This window comes from Candidatus Magnetaquiglobus sp. (assembly GCF_058402785.1).
On the sequence record NZ_JBZVFG010000035.1, the window covers coordinates 11,929 to 31,513 of the forward strand.

The 19,585-nt window shown below is 60.6% G+C and carries 19 protein-coding genes; 9 read left to right on the forward strand and 10 right to left on the reverse strand.

The genetic code is table 11. The features are described from left to right. Positions 1–104 precede the first annotated feature (104 nt). The gene (gene mlaD, locus ACV4UY_RS11745) at positions 105–554 is read left to right on the forward strand and encodes an outer membrane lipid asymmetry maintenance protein MlaD (protein ID WP_491607777.1); all 450 of its coding nucleotides are present in this window, start codon (positions 105–107) and stop codon (positions 552–554) included. A 25-nt stretch (positions 555–579) separates the two neighbouring features. Further along, the gene (locus tag ACV4UY_RS11750) at positions 580–1,212 is read left to right on the forward strand and encodes a Tgt2/MlaC family protein (protein ID WP_491607778.1); all 633 of its coding nucleotides are present in this window, start codon (positions 580–582) and stop codon (positions 1,210–1,212) included. 814 nt (positions 1,213–2,026) lie between these two features. On the opposite strand, the gene soxZ is transcribed toward ACV4UY_RS11750, so the two are convergent. The 10 genes from soxZ to radC all read right to left on the reverse strand — a co-directional run bounded on the left by soxZ (position 2,027) and on the right by radC (position 11,702). After that, complete coding sequence (gene soxZ, locus ACV4UY_RS11755; RefSeq protein WP_420906343.1) at positions 2,027–2,362, reverse strand: thiosulfate oxidation carrier complex protein SoxZ; 336 nt, start codon at positions 2,360–2,362, stop codon at positions 2,027–2,029. 36 nt (positions 2,363–2,398) lie between these two features. Beyond that, positions 2,399–2,890, reverse strand: a complete 492-nt coding sequence (locus ACV4UY_RS11760; protein ID WP_491607779.1) for a thiosulfate oxidation carrier protein SoxY — start codon at positions 2,888–2,890, stop codon at positions 2,399–2,401. Between the two features lie 75 nt (positions 2,891–2,965). Continuing rightward, entirely contained in the window at positions 2,966–3,562 is a 597-nt protein-coding gene (locus ACV4UY_RS11765) for a NapC/NirT family cytochrome c (protein ID WP_491607780.1), read from the reverse strand. A 137-nt stretch (positions 3,563–3,699) separates the two neighbouring features. After that, entirely contained in the window at positions 3,700–4,125 is a 426-nt protein-coding gene (locus ACV4UY_RS11770; protein ID WP_420906346.1) for a c-type cytochrome, read from the reverse strand. Then, positions 4,122–5,966 (reverse strand): diguanylate cyclase domain-containing protein, encoded by a 1,845-nt coding sequence (locus tag ACV4UY_RS11775; protein ID WP_491607781.1) that lies wholly within the window; start codon positions 5,964–5,966, stop codon positions 4,122–4,124. Before ACV4UY_RS11775 ends, ACV4UY_RS11770 begins: the two co-directional genes overlap by 4 nt. Before the next feature lie 943 nt (positions 5,967–6,909). Continuing rightward, positions 6,910–8,193, reverse strand: coding sequence for an FCSD flavin-binding domain-containing protein (locus ACV4UY_RS11780; RefSeq protein WP_491607782.1), 1,284 nt, complete (start codon positions 8,191–8,193; stop codon positions 6,910–6,912). A 23-nt stretch (positions 8,194–8,216) separates the two neighbouring features. After that, entirely contained in the window at positions 8,217–8,924 is a 708-nt protein-coding gene (locus ACV4UY_RS11785) for a c-type cytochrome (protein WP_491607783.1), read from the reverse strand. A gap of 117 nt (positions 8,925–9,041) precedes the next feature. Next, positions 9,042–9,623: a DUF302 domain-containing protein gene (locus ACV4UY_RS11790; RefSeq protein WP_491607784.1), complete on the reverse strand. Its 582-nt coding sequence runs from the start codon at positions 9,621–9,623 to the stop codon at positions 9,042–9,044. 481 nt (positions 9,624–10,104) lie between these two features. Beyond that, positions 10,105–10,872: an ankyrin repeat domain-containing protein gene (locus ACV4UY_RS11795; protein ID WP_491607785.1), complete on the reverse strand. Its 768-nt coding sequence runs from the start codon at positions 10,870–10,872 to the stop codon at positions 10,105–10,107. Positions 10,873–11,000: 128 nt separating this feature from the next. Then, on the reverse strand, positions 11,001–11,702 hold the full coding sequence (gene radC, locus ACV4UY_RS11800; protein WP_491607786.1) for a RadC family protein: 702 nt from the start codon (positions 11,700–11,702) through the stop codon (positions 11,001–11,003). A gap of 117 nt (positions 11,703–11,819) precedes the next feature. Here radC and dnaB point away from each other — a divergent pair, with 117 nt between their 5' ends. The 7 genes from dnaB to ACV4UY_RS11835 all read left to right on the forward strand — a co-directional run bounded on the left by dnaB (position 11,820) and on the right by ACV4UY_RS11835 (position 19,499). Further along, on the forward strand, positions 11,820–13,244 hold the full coding sequence (gene dnaB / locus ACV4UY_RS11805; RefSeq protein ID WP_491607787.1) for a replicative DNA helicase: 1,425 nt from the start codon (positions 11,820–11,822) through the stop codon (positions 13,242–13,244). A 3-nt stretch (positions 13,245–13,247) separates the two neighbouring features. Then, on the forward strand, positions 13,248–14,393 hold the full coding sequence (gene alr / locus ACV4UY_RS11810; protein WP_491607788.1) for an alanine racemase: 1,146 nt from the start codon (positions 13,248–13,250) through the stop codon (positions 14,391–14,393). A 165-nt stretch (positions 14,394–14,558) separates the two neighbouring features. Then, positions 14,559–16,463 carry an SPOR domain-containing protein gene (locus ACV4UY_RS11815; RefSeq protein WP_491607789.1) on the forward strand — a complete coding sequence of 635 codons (1,905 nt, stop codon included), beginning with the start codon at positions 14,559–14,561 and terminating at the stop codon, positions 16,461–16,463. A gap of 154 nt (positions 16,464–16,617) precedes the next feature. Continuing rightward, positions 16,618–17,064: a hypothetical protein gene (locus ACV4UY_RS11820; protein WP_491607790.1), complete on the forward strand. Its 447-nt coding sequence runs from the start codon at positions 16,618–16,620 to the stop codon at positions 17,062–17,064. Between the two features lie 668 nt (positions 17,065–17,732). After that, entirely contained in the window at positions 17,733–18,224 is a 492-nt protein-coding gene (locus tag ACV4UY_RS11825; protein ID WP_491607791.1) for a hypothetical protein, read from the forward strand. 50 nt (positions 18,225–18,274) lie between these two features. Continuing rightward, on the forward strand, positions 18,275–18,991 hold the full coding sequence (locus ACV4UY_RS11830) for an N-acetylmuramoyl-L-alanine amidase family protein (protein ID WP_491607792.1): 717 nt from the start codon (positions 18,275–18,277) through the stop codon (positions 18,989–18,991). A gap of 34 nt (positions 18,992–19,025) precedes the next feature. Further along, positions 19,026–19,499, forward strand: a complete 474-nt coding sequence (locus ACV4UY_RS11835; RefSeq protein ID WP_491607793.1) for a CreA family protein — start codon at positions 19,026–19,028, stop codon at positions 19,497–19,499. Positions 19,500–19,585 lie beyond the last annotated feature (86 nt).

Consider the following 19,585-nt stretch of genomic DNA (forward strand, 5'->3'; position numbering starts at 1 on the left):
GCCGGCATGGAGGGTTTTTCCGTCGAGCCGGTTTTCATGGCGCTTCCCTTGGGGAGGGTCATGGGTGGGGTTTCCCCCATCATGCACGTTGCAAGGAGTCTGCGGTGAGAAGCGCGCGATTGGAATTTTCGGTGGGCATCTTCGTTCTGGCCGGCCTGATCGCTCTGGCTTGGCTTTCCGTGCGTCTGGCGCGCATGGAGTTGGTGGGGGGCGGGCATGTCCCGATTTTCGCTCAGTTCACCTCCGTGGCCGGACTCAAACCCGGCGCCACCGTGGAGATCGCGGGGGTCAACATCGGGCGGGTGGACAGCATCGAGCTGAATACGGGTGATTTCGAGGCGCGCATCCGCATGTTGATCCAGCCGGAGGTGGCCATCCAGGAGGATGCCATTGCCTCGGTGCGCACCAAGGGGTTGATCGGTGATCGTTACATCGTCATCTCGCCGGGTGCCTCCACCAAGAATCTGGCTGCCAACGGTGTGATCCGGCAGACCGAACCGGCGATCAACTTCGAGGAGTTGATCAGTCAATTCATTCATGGCAGTGTGAAATAATGTTTCTTGAACAAGGAGTCGAATGATGTTGCGGCGTTTCATGGTCAACCGTCTGTTGTTTTGGATCGTGGTCTTGGCGCCCTTGTCGGTATGGAGTGTGACCGTGGCCCAGGAGGGGATGCGCATGGCGAAGCTGGCCGCCTCGGTTCAGCAGGCCCTTTTGATCCTCAAGGATCCCGAGTTGGCGGTTCCCGCGCGGCGTGAGGAGCGGCGTGAGATGTTGCGGCGGGTGATCTATCAGGAGTTTGATTTCATCCGTATGTCGCAGAGTGCGGTGGGGCGGGCCTGGGGCAAGTTCACGCCGGGTCAGCAGCAGCGGTTCACGGATTTGTTTCGTCGTCTGCTCGAGAACACCTACATGAGCATGATCGAGCGGTATGATGGAGAGCGGGTGGAGTTTCTCAAGGAGGTGCCCAAGGCGGAGGATCTGGTCTTGGTGGACAGTTTGATCCATTCCAAGGGGCAGCAGTACAAGTTGTCCTATTACATGCACAATACCTCGGGTGAGTGGAAGGTGGATGATGTGATCATCGAGGGGGTGAGTGTGGTGGCCAACTATCGGTCGCAGTTTCAGCAGGCGATTCGCACGCCGGAGGACATTGAGCCGTTGTTGTCGCGGTTGCAGGAGAAGGTGCAGATCGTGCCCAAGGGTGGGTGAGGGGAGGGGGATCGGGGACCGGAGGTCCCCGATCCCCGATCCCCGATCTCCGAAAAACAACCGTTGCAGGGGACGGGGGACCGAAGGTCCCCGGTGGAGGTTCGGAGGCAGCGCCTCCGAGGTTTTGCCTTTGCCTCTTCCTTTGACTTTGGTGCGCTCTACAAAAAAGCGATTTTCACGTCTTTTACCGTGGAACTCTCCCGTAAGGGAGGGCCACGGTTGGGGGGTGAGGGGGTTCTCCCCCCATCATGCAAGTTTACCGTGGAACTCCCGTAAGGGAGGGCCACGGTTGGGGGGTGAGGGGGTTCTCCCCCCATCATGCAAGTTTACCGTGGAACTCCCGTAAGGGAGGGCCACGGTTGGGGGGTGAGGGGGTTCTCCCCCCATCATGCAAGTTTGTGAAAATCGTTGCGCGCCGCCTTGGCCGCGGTATCGTTTCGCGTTGTTGGCGAAACGATACCGCGAACATGGCCAGAAACAAACAGGCCACCGAATGCAGCTCACTTGCCGTGCGCAATTCGCCCTGAGTCGTTGCCCAAAAGCGACAACGACTCAGGGCACATGAGACCGCGCGCTTGCGCACTTTTTCGCAACAACCGCGAAGAAGTGCTTATCGTGAAGAGCGCGCGAAAGGCAAAGTCATCAAGATCAAAGTCGCGGGGCGCTGCCCCGCCCCCGCCGGGGACCTTCGGTCCCCCGGCCCCTGCAACAAGTTGGGAACCTGTATCACCGCCACCATCCATCTTCAGCGCACCACACACCCCCAAAAAAAACGCCCCCTTTCGGGGGCGCTTTTTCTGGCAAACAAGATCAACTACTCCACCTTGATCTCTGCCTTCTCCTTCCACTCCTGACCCTTGTTGTCCTTCCAGGTCACATTCACCGGACCACTCTTGTCCGCCTTGATGTAGAACGAGAAAAAGGGATTCTTGGAAACCGCGCCCGTCCAGGTCGCCTTCACCACCGCAACCCCACCATACTCGGCTACCACACTCTCGATGTAATGCGCGGGAATGGTCTCGCCACTCGCCTTGTCCTTGCGCAACCCACTTTCCATGGGATGCTTGATCAGGGTCTTGATCAACACCACATCACCCTTCTTCAAGGGTTTCTCCGGGCCGCGTACCTTGGGCTCTCCGATATCCGCCATGTTCGTCTCCAATCGCTAAGAGTAATTGATCGGTGCTCAACCGGCGCAACCGCCTTCGGCCACTTCGATCTTCAGATACGCGCCATACAACGCACCCTTGTTGCTCACCGCCACGGCACGCACCTGCGATGCCTTGGCCATCTTGATGCGCATCTCCACCTCGGCCTTGCCAGACTCCGGCGTGAACTCGAACTTGCCCACCAATGGCTTGGGATTGTCATCCACATACACGGCCAATGCCTTGATGTAGTTGTCCTTCTCCATCGGATGATCGACCGAGATCGGCATGCGCACCAGGGCGCCGTTCTCTGCCTTGGCCGGCGTGTCGATCTTCACCTTCTCCATGGCCACCTTGCCAGGTCCCAGATCCTTGGCGACCTGTTCGTCGATGTTCACCGCCGGGGCATCCTCGGCTTGCACCAGCGATGGCATGCCCACCAGGCCCGCGGCCACACAAACCGCACCCGTGGTACCCACGGCCTCCAGAAAAGTCCGCCGAGTCAGCGTGCTCTCGGAATTCATACCCATCTGCTCCACTCCTTTTTTCAAGAATCGATCTGGAATCGAGTTGTTAAAACCATCCTACCCGCGTTATGACCCTGCTTACTTCTTGGATGCGTCGGCCTCTGGCTCCTCCGGGAGCTTGTGCGCCACGCCCGCATGACAATCGATGCAGGTTTTGTCCGGATTCTCCATTGCTTTTTTGTGCTTTTTCTGGGCCGACTTGTCCTGCTCGTCAAACTGCATCGCATCGTAGTTGTGACAGGCGCGACACTCCTTGGAATCCCGGGCCTTCATGTTTTCGAGGACATGCTGGGCCAGTGGGTAACGGGACTTCTCGAAGGCGGGTTTGTCTGGATACGTACCCACGAAATGGTGGAAGATATCCTTGCTGCCGATCTGCAACTTGGCGAGGAATTTATCGATCCAATCCCCGAAGGTCTTGCCGTGGGGAACATGACAGTCCGAGCAGGTGGCGCGCACGCCCATGCGGTTGTTGTAGTGCTTGCTCTCTTTGTATTCCTGATAGACACCTTCCATCTCGTGACAGGAGATGCAGATGCTCATGGAGTTGGTGGCATTCATGGTGAAGTGAAAGACGATGAAGAAGATGGCTCCGCCCAGAAAGCCGATGGTCAGAATCCAACCCACGGCAGTTGGACTTGGCTTGCGTAGCCAATTGATGAGATTTGCGAACATTGTTTTCCTGTCCCCCATGATAAGGAAAATTGAAGATCGGTCATCCTTGAACTACAGCAGGTGGATCACGTCCATTCGATCAGAATACCCGAATTTTTACAAACAAAGCAAGGAAAAATTCCCTTTATCGCGATGCATCAACGCAGGCTCTTGAGATAGGCGATCAAGTCGCGACGGTTTTCCGCGCTTTGAATACCGTCGAAGGAGACGGGATGATCCTTGGTCTGCTTGGCCATTTGGGTTTGCGGAATGAATGCCACCGGATTGATCAGCCAACGCTCCAGATTGGCCTCGTCCCACAGAAAGGGTTTCTCTTCGGCGAACTTGCGGAAGGCCACGCTGAAGGGAAAATCGACCACGCCCGCCGGACGTCCGTGAATCTCCCACAAATAGGGGCCCTTGCCATGCTTGCGCGTTGCGGTCATGTCGTGACAGACGCCGCAGTTGTTTTCGGCCAGCCGCTTGCCGACCGCCACGTCACCCGTGAAGCGCTTGTAGCCGATACCGGCCAGCAGCACCAGCAAAAGCGCCATGATCAGCGAGAGTACATGGGCGATTTTCATGAATTTTCAGCTCCCTCTGACTCCATCCGCGGATGGTACGACTGATGGTGATTCCGTCCAGCCTTCTTGACCGCATACAAGGCCATATCGGCTTTCTTCAACAACTCATCGGCGCTGTCGGCATCCGTGGGAAAGCGACTGACACCGATGCTCGCGCCGATCCGACACTCGATGCCACGCAGATGAAACGGCGCCTGGAGGGCGGTGATGATTTTTTTGGCCACGATATCCACGATATCCGGTTTCAATGGTTCATCGCCGAGAATGATGGTGAACTCATCCCCGCCGAGACGGGCCACGACATCGTTTTCACGCAGACTGCTCCGGATCCGTTGCGCCGATTCGATCAGCAGCAGATCGCCGATGTCATGGCCATGGGTGTCGTTGACCGCCTTGAACCGGTCCAGATCCATGAACATCACCACCGTGGTTTGGTTGTAACGTCGGCACCGGGCCAGGGTCTGCTGCAAGAATACCATGAATAGGCGCCGATTGGGCAGTCCTGTCAAGGCATCGTGATGGGCAATTCGCTCCAGCCGCTGCTCGGCGCGGATTCGTTCGCTGACATCGATGCCGGTGGCCAGGAAATTCTTCAAGCCGTCGTTGGCATCGGTGAGAAAGGTGAGGGTCCAGGAGATGTGATGCTCCTGTCCATTCTTGCCGAACCAGCGTCCGGTGAAGGACAACGTGGCGGGATCCTCGGCGGTGAGGATGATGATCTCCTCGACCCGCTCCTGCTCATCTGCCGGGGTCCAGGCCAGGCTCCAGAACGGCTTGCCCAGGATCTCGCTCGAACCCAGACCGGTCAACTCCTCGCAGGCGGCATTGTGACGGATCACATGCCCCTTCGGATCGAGCAGCATCACCAGGGCCGAGGTGGTGTCGAGGATGGTGGCGATGAAGCAGCGTTCCTCCTGGAGGGCTTTTTCGGTGCGACGATGGCGGATGATGCCGGCCAGGGTGTTGGAGAGCGTGGCCAGCAGTGCGTCTTCTTCGGGCAGGCGCCGGTGTCCGGCGGCCACGTAGAGGTTCAACACGCCGAGGAGTTGATCCTGGTAGAGAATCGGCGTGCAATAATGGCCATGGGGTTTGATGCCCGTGAAGGTGACGGTATGTTCCACGTCCAGCTGATTCTTGAAGACGATCTCGCGTTTGAGGGCCGCCTGTCCGCACAGACACTCCCCCAGCTGCAGGGCGGCGCAGGCGGTGAGCAGATGCGGTGCCAGATTGCGATGGGCCACCAGTTCCAGGCGCTGGTTGTTGGGATTGAACAGATGGATCGATCCCTTGTACTCCACGGCCAGCCAGGGGATGGTCAGGATGATGTCCAGAGCCACGGTCAGCTGTTTTTCCAGCGGCAGCGGTTCCAGGGAGGTCTCCAGCAGTGCGCTGATCGCCAGTCGCGATTGGATCGCCTTGAGATCTCGCGCCTGCTCCTCGGCAAGTTTCGCCTGGGCATGGACCCGATCGATGTGGCTGCGGATGCGTGCCTTGATGATGGCGGGACGGTAGGGTTTGGCGAAATAGTCTTCCGCGCCCAGGGACATGCCGCGCGCGACGTCATCGGCTTCGGTTCTGGCCGTGACGAAAATGACTGGAATCGTCCGGGTCGCGGGGTGCCGTTTCAGTTGCTGGCACACCTCGAAACCGTCCATATCCGGCATCATGATATCCAGCAGGATCAAATCCGGTTTGTGCGTGATGGCCTTTTCCAGGGCCGTGCGGCCCTGGGTTGCCTGGATGATGTCGTAATCATCCGCGAGCAGTTCGGTCAACAGCGATAGATTGATGGGAATATCATCGACGATGAGGATTTTTTCCCTGGTGTGGCCGTCGTGCATGACGTGACCCGTTGGTTCGAGAGGGGTGATTCAAGGTTTCCATCATGAAAATCAATCGTCGATCCGTAACGAGTTCTTGAGTGAAATTTTGCTGGAAAAGTATCCAAGGATCCTCAACGCCGGGGTTCGGGGCAAAGCCCCGGAAACCTGCATGATGGGGGGAGAACCCCTTGACCTCCCGACCGTGGTAACAAAGGGAGGTCCACGGTCAAACTGCCGGGGTCCAGGGACCAATGGCCCCTGGTGGGGTTCGGGGCGAAGCCTTGAGGTTTGGCCTTTGACTTGTCCTTTGCTTTTGTTTTTTGCTTTTCGCGCGCTTTTCACGATAAGCGATTTTTCGCGTCTTTTGCGAAAGATCGCGCAAGCGCGCGGTCTTATGTGTCTTGAGTCGTTGCCGCTTTCGGGCAACGACTCAAAACGAGTTGTATGCGGCAGATAATCGCCTCCGGCGACCTGTTTTTGGCGATGGTCTGGTTGGACGTTTTGCAAGAGGCGCAAAACGTCCAACCAGACCAAGGCAGCGTGCAGCGTTTTTCACAAAAATCGTGAAAAACGCTTTTTTGAAAAGCACACCAAAGTCAAAACCTCGGAGGCTCTGCCTCCGAACCTCCACCGGGGAGCTTCGGCCCCCGGTTCCCCGCAACGGTGGCGTTCCGACTCATCGCAACCATGCGTTCCGACTCATCGCAACCATGCGTTCCGACTCATCGCAGCCATGCGTTCCGACTCATCGCAACCATGCGTTCCGACTCATCGCAACCATGCGTTCCGACTCATCGCAGCCATGCGTTCCGACTCATCGCAGCCATGCGTTCCGACTCATCGCAGCCATGCGTTCCGACTCATCGCAACCATGCGGTCAGAAACGCTTGCCCAGCCACCAATGCAAGAAAAGCGGGGCTTGATGCCCCGCTTTTCGATTGCTTCCAACTGGTCGAACGACTCAGCCGAACGTATCCGCCATGATGCTCTGATACCAGCTCTCGTTGTACAACGCTTCCTGCTTGCGAATGAAATCCTGAGCCTTGTCCGAAGAGACACCACCGGAAACCTCGAGGATCTTGCCTGCATGCAGCTTGTACACACCAGCCACGGAGATGCCGTAATCCGGGCTGATCAGGCTGTAGCAGGTGTTGACATACGAAGGGACCCCCACCGGCTTGCCGTTGAGCAACGCCACCACGGCAGCGGCACACACCTTGGCCTCGGAGTTGGCCGCATAGCCGGACTTGGGCAGACCGGTCGCGGCGCTCGCATCGCCGATCACATGGATGTTCTTCTGCTTGGTCGATTCGAAGGTCTCGAAATGGATCGGGCAGAACCCCTTCTCATCAGCCAGACCGGCCTTCTCGGCAATGTCGCCAGCCTTGTTCGGCGGGATGACGTTGATGCACGAACTCTTGAACTCGGCCATGTCGGTGTAAACGGTCATGGTCTTGGCATCCACGCGGGTCACCTTGCCGCCCTGGGCACCGGGAACCCACTCGATCAGACTCTTGTCGGTCTCGTAGCCGTACAGATTCTTCCAACCCTGGGTGAACAGACCCATCTTGGAGAACTTGTCCTTGGGATCGAGAATGATCACCTTGGACTTGGGCTTGTTCTTCTTGAGGTAGTGGGCCACCAGACTGGCACGCTCGTAAGGACCGGGCGGGCAGCGATACGGATCCGGCGGGGCGACCATGACAAAGGGATCGCCATCCTTCAACTCCTGGAGTTGCTTGGCCAGAAGGGTGGTCTGCTCGCCGGCGACCCAGGCGTGGGGCATCTTTTTCACGGCTTCGGCATCATACCCTTCCAATGCCTTGAAGCCGATACCCGGCGACATGATCAGCCGGTCATACTCGAACTTCTTGCCGCCCGCGGTGGTCACGCTCTTGCCAGCCGGATCCACGGCGGTCACTTCGTCGATCACCACCTCGATGCCATGCTTCTTGAGCCCCTCGTAGCCCCATTTCTGGACTTCGAGCTTGCGGAAGCCGGCCACCACCCAGTTGGAAAGCGGGCCGGAGTAGTAATCCTTGTTCTTTTCGATCAGGGTGACCTGAATGTTCGGATCCGCCATGCGGATGTATTTGGCCGCCACGGAACCGCCATAGCCGCCGCCCACCACCACCACCCGCTTCTTGGCGGAGGCGAAGGCAGACAGGCTCGGCACCGAAACCAGACCCAGGGCGGTGAGACCGCCGGTCAGCTTGACAAATCCTCTACGGGTGAAATTCATCATGGTCATGGTCTCCTGGGATTCGCTCATTTTTTGCCAGCGTAGAAATGGGCGGCACTCTCCAGCTCCTCGGCGGAGAGCTTATCGATGGCCTTCTGCATTTTCTCGGGCTGGGGAACGGTCAGTTGGGTATTCTTGAAATCCTGCATCTTGATCAGCAGGTAATCCACCCATTGACCGGCCACGCGCGGGGTATCCTCATCCTGGGTGACGCCATCATCCTCGTGACACTTGCCGCACTTGGCGGAATCGATCACCTTTTTGCCTTTCTTGACCTTGGCATCGTCCACCTTGGTGGCGGTCAGGGAGTTGGGGCCGCTTTTCACCGGTTCCCACTTGGTCTTGGAGAGGAAATCGGCGATGCGCTTGGTCTCTTCCTCGGTGTAACCCTTGGCGATGCGACCCATGATGGTGGAGGGACGCTTGCCGCTCTTGAACTCGGCCATCATGTGCTCGAGATACTTGGCCGGCATGCCCGCGATCGACGGCATGCTGGGGCCAGCCGACACACCGTTGGTGCCATGGCAGCCCGCGCAGGTGTTGGCCAGCATGGCCGCATCCGCCGGCGCCGCCGCCGCGGCCTCGGCCAGAGCCTTCTCCTTGGCCGCCTTTTCGGCATCCGCCGCCGAGGGGGCCGCCGGAGCCGGATCCGCCGCCATCACGGGCATGGCCAGCAGCATACCGCCCAGCAACCCACCCGCGAGCACCAACATGTGGATTCTTTTTCGTTGCATGTCTCCCTCCGCACTGTACCGATTTTGATTGGGTCGTTTCTTTGGAAATCAAATCCCGTGACAGCCATCGATGCGCGCATCATAACGGCGTCCCGCTGTCCGATCCGAAAGGGAGGTCTAAAACTCCCCCTTGGCGGCTTGGGTCATCAGATCCTTGATGACGTTGCGAATTCTCAAGGCCTCCTTTCTGAGTTCGGGTGGCAGCGTTTTGCCGCCGTGGATCATCATGTCCAGATTCATGGAATAGAGCCACAATTTCCCTTGCTTGTCGCGCACCAGGGCGATGCGGCAGGGCATGAACGCCGTGTAGGCATCCTGATAGTCGGCCATCATCTTGCCCACCTTGGCGTCGCAGAACGACAGAAACTCGACGTGACGATAGGGTTGGCCGGTCACCGCCTCCACCTGCTTGTAGAAAGGCGCTTCACCGACGAAAAGAAAATCCTTGGCCGAGGCGAGGCTCTTCAACGACTCCTTGATGTCATTCGGGGTCAGATCCGGATTTTCCACCGGCACGGACCACACCATCGCCAAACCCGGATCCAGGGTCTCGAGCAGCCGGCTGGCGAATTCGGTGTACATTCCCATGTAGCCCGGATCCATCTGGCTGAGTTTGGGTGCCAGCTTGGCATAGCCGTAGCCCCCGCCGAGCAATGCCATCAGACCCAGAACAGCCAGAAGATTTTTGATCACTCCCATGCGCGCCCTCCGTTTTCGTATTCGGTTCGGGAGATGTCCCGCGTCGCCACGACTTCGTTAAATTCTGTTATAAACGCGACATAATGTCCGGTAAAGAGGATGAAATGCCTGGCGGCCTTCTGTCAACCCTCTAATTTAAAATTCATACATAGCGTTTTGATTAAATTAGAATATTATTATGTATTAATTGTGTGTTTTGTTGCAGGTGCGTTCAAGGGGCAAATTGTGGAAGTGTGGCGCATAAAAGCAAATAAATCAAATAGTTGACAATTAATTTCCCGTGTGTTCACAAAGATATATGGAGAAATGGAATGTAAAATGGAATTCGTGTGGAATCCGTTCACATAAATAACATATTTGTAATGTATAATTAAGGCAAAAAAAATGGCGATTCGTCTCCGCGCCGCAAGAAAGCATGAGCGGCCTGGATTCGCCGTGGTGTTGAATCCAGGCCGGGAAATCCCCATCAGGTTGGGGCGGGTCAGGTTCCGCCCCGGTCGCGCAGATAGTCCGCCATCTCCATCCGGTCATGCTCGCGGGCCACGGCCAGGGGGGAGCGACCGACCTGATCCAGGAGGTTGACTCCGGCGCCGTGATCGAGAAGGAGTGCCGCCTCGTCGATGCGACCGCGACTGGCCGCGAAGTGGAGGGCGCTTTTGCCGAACGTGTTTCGGGAGTCCACCTCCGCGCCCTGGTCGAGCAACCGCTTGACCACCCCGACGTGACCGTGGAACACCGCGCAGTGCAAAGGCGGACCGCCATCGGCGTTGCGGGCGTCGATCTGGGCGCCCCGTTCCAGCAACAGGGCCACCATCGCCTCGTCCCCCTCCTGGCTGGCCTGGAAGAGCGGGGTTTCGCCGTGGCGATCCCGGGCATCGACATCGGCCCCGGCACTGAGCAGGGTGGCCGCCACCTCCAGGTGTCCCCAGGAGGCGGCCCAGTGCAAGGGCGTTTCCCGATCCAGATCGCCGGCGTTGGGATCGGCCCCGAGGGCCAGCAGCCGCCAGGCCAGCTCGGTGAAGCCGCGCACCGCCACCCAGTGAAGCGGGGTCCATTGTTGCGGATCGGCGACGTTGACCGCGGCACCCGCATCGAGCAGCCGTCCGGCCAGCTCGACCGCACCCTCCTGGATGGCGCGGTGCAGCGGGGTCCACCCCTCGACATCGAGGCCGTTCAGGTCGCCCCCCTCGGCCAGCAACCGTTCGATATCCTCAGGCACCGTCCAAACCTCATCCCGCGCTTCGGCCATCCCCCCCTCCTGTAGTTCCTGTGTATCGCCTGCGACTGATCAATCAAGGTGGTTCATCGGCATGCATGATCCGTGCATTTGAGCCGACGTGCAACCCCCCTGACTCCTGGGGACGGGAACGGGAGGGCTCACACCCCCAGAATTCCCTCCTGGGCCATGCTCAGGCAGCGGTCTCCGGCGGTGATCAGGTGATCCACCAGGCGGATGCCGATCGGGATCAGGGCGTTGATGAGGATCCGGGTCAGATGGCGATCCGCCGCCGAGGGGGTGCAGTTGCCCGAGGGGTGGTTGTGGGCCAGGATCACCTCGACCGCCTTGTGGCGCAGCGCCGCTTCGACCACCTGCCGTGGATGGACGTGGGCCTCGTTGACCGTGCCCCGCGCCAGCAGCGCCGGAAAGAGCAGGCGGGCGCGCTGATCCAGGCAGAGCACGTAGAACACCTCCTCGGTGCGACCGGCGGTCAGGGCGCGCACATAGGCCGCGGCCTTGGCCGGATCGTTGAGGGAGGGTTTGTCGCGCGCCTCGCGATCGATCAGATAGCGGCGCGTCAGGGGAGGAATCAGGGTCAGGAAGGCTGCGGCCACATCCCCCATCCCGGGGATGGTGGCCAGATCCGCCGGATCGGCCTCCAGCGCGGCGGAAAGTCCGCCGAAACGGCGCAACAGCAGATGGGCCAGGGCATTGGTATCCTGTCGGGGCAGGACGTTGAACAGCAGCAGCTCGAGCACCTGGTGATCCTCGAACCCTTCCAACCCCTCTTCCAGAAAACGACGGCGCAACCGTTGCCGGTGACCGTGATGCAATCCGGAGTACACGACTTTTTTATCCATGCGTCACGCTTCCTATGCCGAATCGATCCAAGGTGATACGATGATTTTCTCCTTGATTCGGATCATTCCGAGCCGTTTTGGAACGGCAATCAACCAAGCCATGCCGCGGAGCTCCCCTTGATCGACGACATCGACGTTTCAGACCAGGATCATACCGACCGACCGGAGCCGGCGGGGGTCCAGGAGGCCCCCACGCGGCGTCCGAGTTACTCTCACGAGGCGGAACAGTCGGTGCTCGGCGCGGTTCTTCTGGACAACACGGTGATGGATCAGATCACCGACATCCTGGTTCCGGAGGATTTCTACGTCGGCGCCCACCGGGTCGCCTATCAGGCCATGCTGTCGCTCCTGGATCGCGGCGATCCGGCGGATCCGGTGCTGCTCAAGCAGTATCTGGAGAAGAACAACGAGTTGAACGTGGTGGGCGGCGCCGGTTATTTCGCCCGTCTCATGGACACGGTTCCGGCCACGGCCAATGTCAAGGCCTATGCCCATCTGGTGCGCGACAAGGCCACCCTGCGGGCGCTGGCCCATGCCGCCTCGACCGTGGCCGACGAGGTGTACCGCGACACCACCCACACCGTCGAAGAGATGCTCGATCGCGCCGAGCAGCAGATCTTCTCGGTCGGCGAGAACCGCGCCCGGCGCCGCTCCAATTATACCGAGATCAAATCCATTCTGCCGCCCATCTTCGAACGGCTCGAACGGTTGATGTCCCGACAGGATCTGGTCACCGGCGTGCCGACCGGTTTCACCGATCTGGACCGGCTGCTCTCCGGCCTGCAACGCTCCGACCTGTTGATTCTGGCCGGTCGTCCGGCCATGGGCAAGACCTCGCTGGTGATGAACATGGCCGCCAACGCCGCCCTCGATCATCAGGCGCCGGTGGCGGTCTTTTCGCTCGAGATGTCCAAGGAGCAACTGACCACCCGCATGCTCGCCTCGACGGCGCGGGTCGATGCCCAGGGGCTGCGCACCGGACGGATCCGCGACGAAGACTACAACAAACTGGTCCATGCCGCCCAGGATCTTTCCAGGGCACCCCTCTTCATCGACGACTCCCCGGACCTGACCATCATGTCCCTGCGCGCCAAGGCGCGTCGTCTGAAGCGCGAACAGGGGATCCGGCTGCTGATCGTGGACTATCTCCAGCTCATGCAGGCCGACGGCGACATGGAAAACCGCGTGCAGGAGATCTCGCAGATCAGCCGCGGCCTCAAGGGGTTGGCCAAGGAGCTGGACATCCCGGTGCTGGCCCTCTCCCAGCTGTCGCGCAAGGTCGAGGAGCGCCCCAACAAACGACCGATCCTCTCGGATCTGCGCGAATCGGGCTCCATCGAGCAGGATGCCGACATCGTGCTGTTCGTCTATCGCGAGGAGGTCTACAAGGAGAACGATCCCTCCCTGGCCGGTCTGGCCGAGGTGATCATCGCCAAGCAGCGCAACGGTCCCACCGGCACCGCGCGACTCACCTTCTCCAAGCAGTTCACCCGCTTCGACAACCACGCCTCCGCGGAGTTCGTCTCCGGGCTCGGAGGGTGAGCGATGAACGCCCATTCCCCTGGCCGTCCCACCTGGGTGGAGATCGACCTGTCCGCCATCGCCCACAACTTCGGCGTGGCCCGACGGAGCGTCGGTCCTGACTGCGCCCTCTATCCGGTGATCAAGGCCAATGCCTACGGTCTGGGGGCCGTGCCGGTGGCGCGCGCCCTGGTGGAGGCCGGCGCGGCGGGCTTCTGCGTGGCCATGGTCGAGGAGGCCATTCCCCTGCGCGCCGCCGGCATCGACCTGCCGATCGTGCTGTTGTCCGGCTTCATACCGGGACTTGAACATCAGGTGCTCGCCCTGGAGCTGGAACCGGTGGTCTTCGACCTGGAGGCGGCCCGACGTTTGAGCCGTCTGCGTGATGCCGACGCTCCCCTGTTTCCGGTGCATGTCAAAATCGACACCGGCATGGGTCGGGTCGGCTGCGCCCCCGACGAACTGCCGGCGATGGTGACGGCCCTGGATCGACTGCCGGGTCTCAAGCTCGACTCCGTGCTCTCCCATCTGGCACGCGCCGACGAGGAGGCGGGAACCGAAACCACCCTCGGGCAGGTCCGCACCCTGCACGCCGCCCTCGATGCCCTGGGACCGCGCGGCCAGGGGTTGCGCCTCTCCCTGGCCAACAGCGCCGGCCTGCTCGGCACGCCGCTGGCACGCCTCGATTGGGTCCGGCCCGGCATCGTCCTCTATGGCGCCTCCCCCTTCTATCCGCGCCGCTCCTGGCAAGACGACGGATTGCGTCCGGTGGTGCGCTGGCTGACCCATGTACTCTCGGTGCGTGACGTGCCGGCGGGAACCCCCTTGGGGTATGGTCATGAATTCGTCACCACCCGTCCCTCCCGCATCGCCCTGCTGCCGGTGGGGTACGCCGACGGCTATGGCCGGGTGCTGAAGGGACGTGCGAAAATTTTGACGCATGGCCGTCAGGCATCCGTGGTGGGACGCATCTCCATGGATTTGACGCTGGCGGATGTCACCGACATCCCGGCCTGTCGCACCGGCAGTCGCGTGACGCTGTTGGGCGCGGATGGCGCGGAGTTCATCGGCATCGAGGAGATGGCGGGTTGGATGGAGACCATCCCCTATGAGGTTCTTTGTCGCCTGGGACCCCGCATGCCCAGGCGTCATCTTTTCAACATCGATTAAGATTCGGTTTGGTTTACGCTTTTTGATTATCTGACTCTCGTCAATGCCAAACGGCACACAATTTGCACACCCCCTTTGCACATCCCAACCGCCGTATCTGTCGATCGTAATGGATCCCAGCAACGGCATTGATTTCTTTTTATACATGAGCAAAGGAGAATCCCTGTGACTGGCGCATCCATCGAGTCGGAGACCCCGCGTCAAGAAGCCCCGCAAGCCAATGCGGACATCCTCATCAACCCCACCGAGGGTCAACGCCGCGCGGCGGCGATCCAACGTCGCAAGCGGATCGGCAAGCATCTTTCCGAGGCCCTGATCGCCGCCGTGGTGGGTGGCGTGGTCACCCTGATGGTCTGGAATCATGCCGCTCCTCCGGGCACGCAGAGCGCGGAGTCGTTGCGCTCCCTGGTGACCGCCTCCAGCGAAAAGAAGAGCGACGCCAAGAGTGACGGCGCCGCCGTAACCCGCACCGAGACCGTCATTCCGGCGGGTGCCGCCGGCATGGCCGCGGCTGCCCCCGTCGTCCCCGCCGCTGCCAAGAACGATGCCGAGGCCGCGCTGCGCAAGGATCTCGCCGAGGCCCTGCCGCATGCCATGCCCCAGGCGCCGGTCGCCAAGGGTTCCGATGCCCTGGCCGCCGCCAAGATCGAGCCGATTCCGGCTCCGATCGCGTCGCTGGGCGTGGCCCTGGATGGCAAGAAGTCCGATGCCGAGATCGCCCTGGCCGCCAAGGGCTCTGCCCGTTCCGAGGAGTTGGCCGAGGATGCCATCGGTGCCGCGATGGAAGGTCCGGCGGACGATTCGTTGGATGATGGCCTCTCCGTGGAGAAGGCCAAGAGCGCCCTGAAGGGTGAAGCGGCCAAGGCGCAGATCACCGAAGTTCCGGTGATCAAGGCCAAGGGCGAGGCGGCCAAGTCCGCCGAGGTGCCGGCCATCGCCAAGGCGCAGCCGCTGCCGCGCATGCCGGAGCCCAAGCCGCTGGCGCACGCCGCCGAGGCCAAGGGTGAAGCCAAGGCCGAAGCCAAGGCGATCCCCGCGCCGACCCTCGCGCCCAAGAGCGAGGCGAAGGCCGCGCCGCTGGCCCAGGAGGCCAATTTCCCGCGTTCCCAGGCGGATGGCTCGTTCCTGGTGACCGCCGGATCCTATTCCAATGTTCAGGGTGCGGAGCGGATCCAGAAGAAGCTGAGCGATGCGGGCATTCCGGTGCGTTTGCGCAAGAGTCAGTTGAACAATCACACGGTCCATCATCTGTTGACCGGTCCGTTCGCCACCGTGGAGCAGGCGGGTCAGGCTGTGGCGACGATCAAGGAGCGTACCGGCATCGAGGCCCGTTACGTGACGGTGGCCGAATCCCAGGCCTCCAAGGGGATCAAGAAGTCGGTGACCTCGGCCAGGCTGGCCACGGATGGTGCCACCAAGGGTGCCGCCGCCCGGACCACCGTGGCCAAGGCTCCGGCCAAGGCTCCGGCCAAGGAGAGCACCGTCGCCAAGGCGGCGGTCCAGGCCCCGGCCAAGGCCACTCCGGTGACCGTGGCCAAGGCTCCGGCCAAGGTTCCGGCCAAGGAGAGCACCGTGGCCAAGGCTCCGGCCAAGGTTCCGGCCAAGGAGAGCACCGTTGCCAAGGCGACCGCGCCCGCTTTGGTCAAGGAGGCCACCGTGGCCAAGGCGACCGCTCCGGCGACCGCTCCGGCGATCACCATCGCCAAGGTGGCCACGCCGGCCATCGCGCCGACCGCGCCGGCCAAGGAGAGCCCCGTCGTCGCCAAGGCTCCGGCCACCAGCGTCGCGCCGGTCAAGGAGGCCACTGCCGCCAAGGAGATCACCATTCCGCGCACCGGTGAGTTCGTGGCTCATGCCGGTTCGTTCAGCAATCCGGAGAACGCCAATCAGCTCCGTCGCCGTCTGATCGAGCGGGGCATCTCCTCCTACACCAAGGTTTCGACCATCAACGGCAAGGAGTACACCCACGTCATTCTCGGGCCCTTCCCGAATCAGCATGACGCGGATGTGAAGATGAGCACGCTGCACAAAGAGACCGGCATCGTGGCCAAGGCCATGCCGATCCACTGATGACCCTTCCCAGCTGTGGAACACCGCAATCGGGTTCCACGGCTGGGATATCGTTTGAAGCCGCACCCCTTTTCCGGGTATCCGGGGCCATCGCGTCCCGGATACCCGGAGGCGCGTCAACGCCCTTTCAACCCGGATCGCCCCCGTTCATCCCATGTCTCTTCTGATCCTCCGTTCGGTCTGGTTGGTGAGTCTCTCCGTGTGGCTCGCGTCCGGTCCGGGATGGGCCGACGAGTCGAAGAGCACCATCCAGGAGAGCAAGACCACCTCCTCCAGCGGTCAGGAGAGCGGCTCTTCCTCCGGCACGACCGGATCGACCTCGGGCACCCCCCCCGCGGGCACCACCCCGAGCGGGCAGGGGAGCACCCCTTCGGGCACCACCCCCGCGTCGTCGGGAAGTTCGAACAGCGGCAGCTCCGGCACCGCCTCGACCGCCTCGATCGTATCCGCCGGCAGCGGTTCGGCGGCCTCGACCTCGCCATTCGCGACCCCTCCGACCTTCGCGACCCCTCCGACCTTCGCGGCCCCGCCGCCCTTCGCCACGCCGCCGCCCTTCGCCACGCCGCCGCCGTTTGTTACCCCGCAGGTCAAGGGGCGGTGAGAGTCTGTTTGGCAATGGCCTATAACATCCGATACGGACCCTGATGGCCCGCCATATTGCGTAGCATTGTGTTCATTCAGGCTTCGAAAGCATTCGATCCATGCTCGTTTGGCGATTTCATCCACCGAATCACCAAACAGACTCAGAGAACTGGGACGACACTGGACGACCTATTTCAAGTGGCTTCAATGCGGCAAATGGTCCTGGCTTGCCTTGGCCCGGGGCAAACAGCGCGACTGGTTGCAAGTGGTTCTTGTGTGAAACATGCTACTTGGCCATCCGGGTTCGCGACTGGTGGGACTCGCAGTCTCGAAAATTCATACCCCCAAACGGCATCCTGCCGACCGGTTGAGGCTTCACATTGCGCAACACGGCCAAAAATCAATCCTTTGCCGCTTGCAATCCATCCTTTCCATGAAGCCACCTGTCTTGGACAAGAAGTGACGCGCATCTAAAGTTCCAGTGAAATAATTATAACATATAAATTTTTCACCACGCCAATGTATAACTTGAAGAAATTTCTGTAGATCATAAAGAGCATCACGCTTCTTTCCGCCCTCCTTCACACCGTGACGCAAGGCGGCAAACCGGGTACACTCCCTTCCTTACGCGGCGTGCATCTTCAATAAACAAGTTCGCTCCATCGAAACCCCAGCAATCCACCCATCATGTCGCCTCCATCCCATCCCGCACGTCACATCTGGTCGATCGCCGTGGTTCTGTCGTCCCTCTGGACTGGCGCGGCCCTGGCCGCCGCCTCGGAGGGGTATCAGAGCTGTCTGCTCGAGAAGGTCAGGCCCGCCCAGAGCGCCATGGCGGCGCAACTCCTCCAGCAGGCCTGCGCGCGTCGTTTCCCCGACGCCCGACCCGACAAGGATCTGGCCATTCGTCCCGATGACGAGGATCCGCTGTTGGCCTATGATCACTGTCTGTTCAAGCAGCTCGCCGCGGTCGCCAACGATCAGAGCGCCCAGTGGATGGAGCAGTTCTGTCACGATCAGCACCATCCCGGCACCACCAAGGCCGGCAACAAGCCGGTTCCCATGCTCGACCTGTTGAACATTCTCGTTGGCACCCCGACCAAACAAGCGACGCAGGATGCGCCGAACATCGACGGCGACGGGTTTGTCCCGTTGCAGCCCGCCCAGGCTGGTCGCTGATGGTTTCGTTTTTGTCGCACGGGCGCGGGACGTATTTCTGGATCTTTGGGGTGATTCTTCTGATCTCCCTGGGGTTTGATTTCGATCTCATGGCGGGTGCTTGCGACTGCAAGGTGGCCGTGGATGTGGGGCATGCCACCTTCGCGCCGGGGGCCACCAGTGCCCGCGGCAAGCCGGAGTACGAGTTCAATCTGGCCATGGGCACTCTGATCCACGAGGAGCTGCTCAAATCCGGCATGACCCGCAGTTTTGCGATCATCGAACCGCCCAGTCTCAAGGATCGGGTGCGCATCGCCGAGGAGAAGCAGGCCGACCTGCTGGTGTCGGTCCATCACGACTCGGTGCAGCCTTTTTTTCTGCGCGACTGGGTTTACAACAACAAGCACCAGAAATATTCCGACGCCTTTCAGGGTTATTCGATCCTGGTCTCCACCAAGGGGTTTCAGTACTCCAACAGTCTGGAGCTGGCCAAGATGATCGGCAGGCGGTTTCGAGCCGCCGGCTTCCTGCCTGCCTATCACCACTCCAAGAACGTTCTGGGCGGGCGGCACAACATGATCGACGAGGATCTCGGCATCTATCAGTTTGACAATCTGGTGGTGTTGAAATATTCGGTGATGCCGGCGATTCTGATTGAATTCGGCGTGATTGTGCATCGAGAGGAGGAGTTGCGGTTGCAAGAACCGGAGACTCGCGCCAAACTGGTACGCGGCGTGGTGGATGGCATCGAGGAGTTCAACGCCCGTTTCTGTCTGCCACGCGACTGACATTCCCACCTTTTGTTGACCTGAGGAGATCGCCATGACGTTGCGCAAAGTGGTGAGTTTGGCCCTGTTGATGGGCTGTTGTGTGTTGCCTGGTCGTTCCCATGCCGAGGAGATCGGCACCGTGGACACGGTTTTCAAGCTGCTCGGACCGGACAGCAAGATTGTGATCGAGGCTTTCGACGATCCCAAGGTGGATGGTGTGGCCTGTCATTTGAGTCGTGCCAAGAAGGGTGGCATTTCGGGTGGTTTGGGTTTGGCCGAGGACACTTCCGATGCGTCGATCGCCTGTCGTCAGGTGGGACCGATCAACATCAAGGGGGAGTTGAAGGATGGGGAGTCGGTCTTTTCCAAGAGCACCTCGATTCTTTTCAAGAAGATGCAGGTGGTTCGCTTTTTCGACAAGAAGCGCAACACGTTGGTCTATCTGGTTTATTCGGACAAGTTGATCGAGGGGTCGCCGAAGAATTCGATCTCTTCGGTGCCGATGATGCCGTGGCGCAAGGAGTAGTGGCGAGACGGGGGCGGCGGGAACGGGCTCCGGCGGCGGGAACGGGCTCCGGCGGCGGGAACGGGCTCCGGCGGCGGGAACGGGCT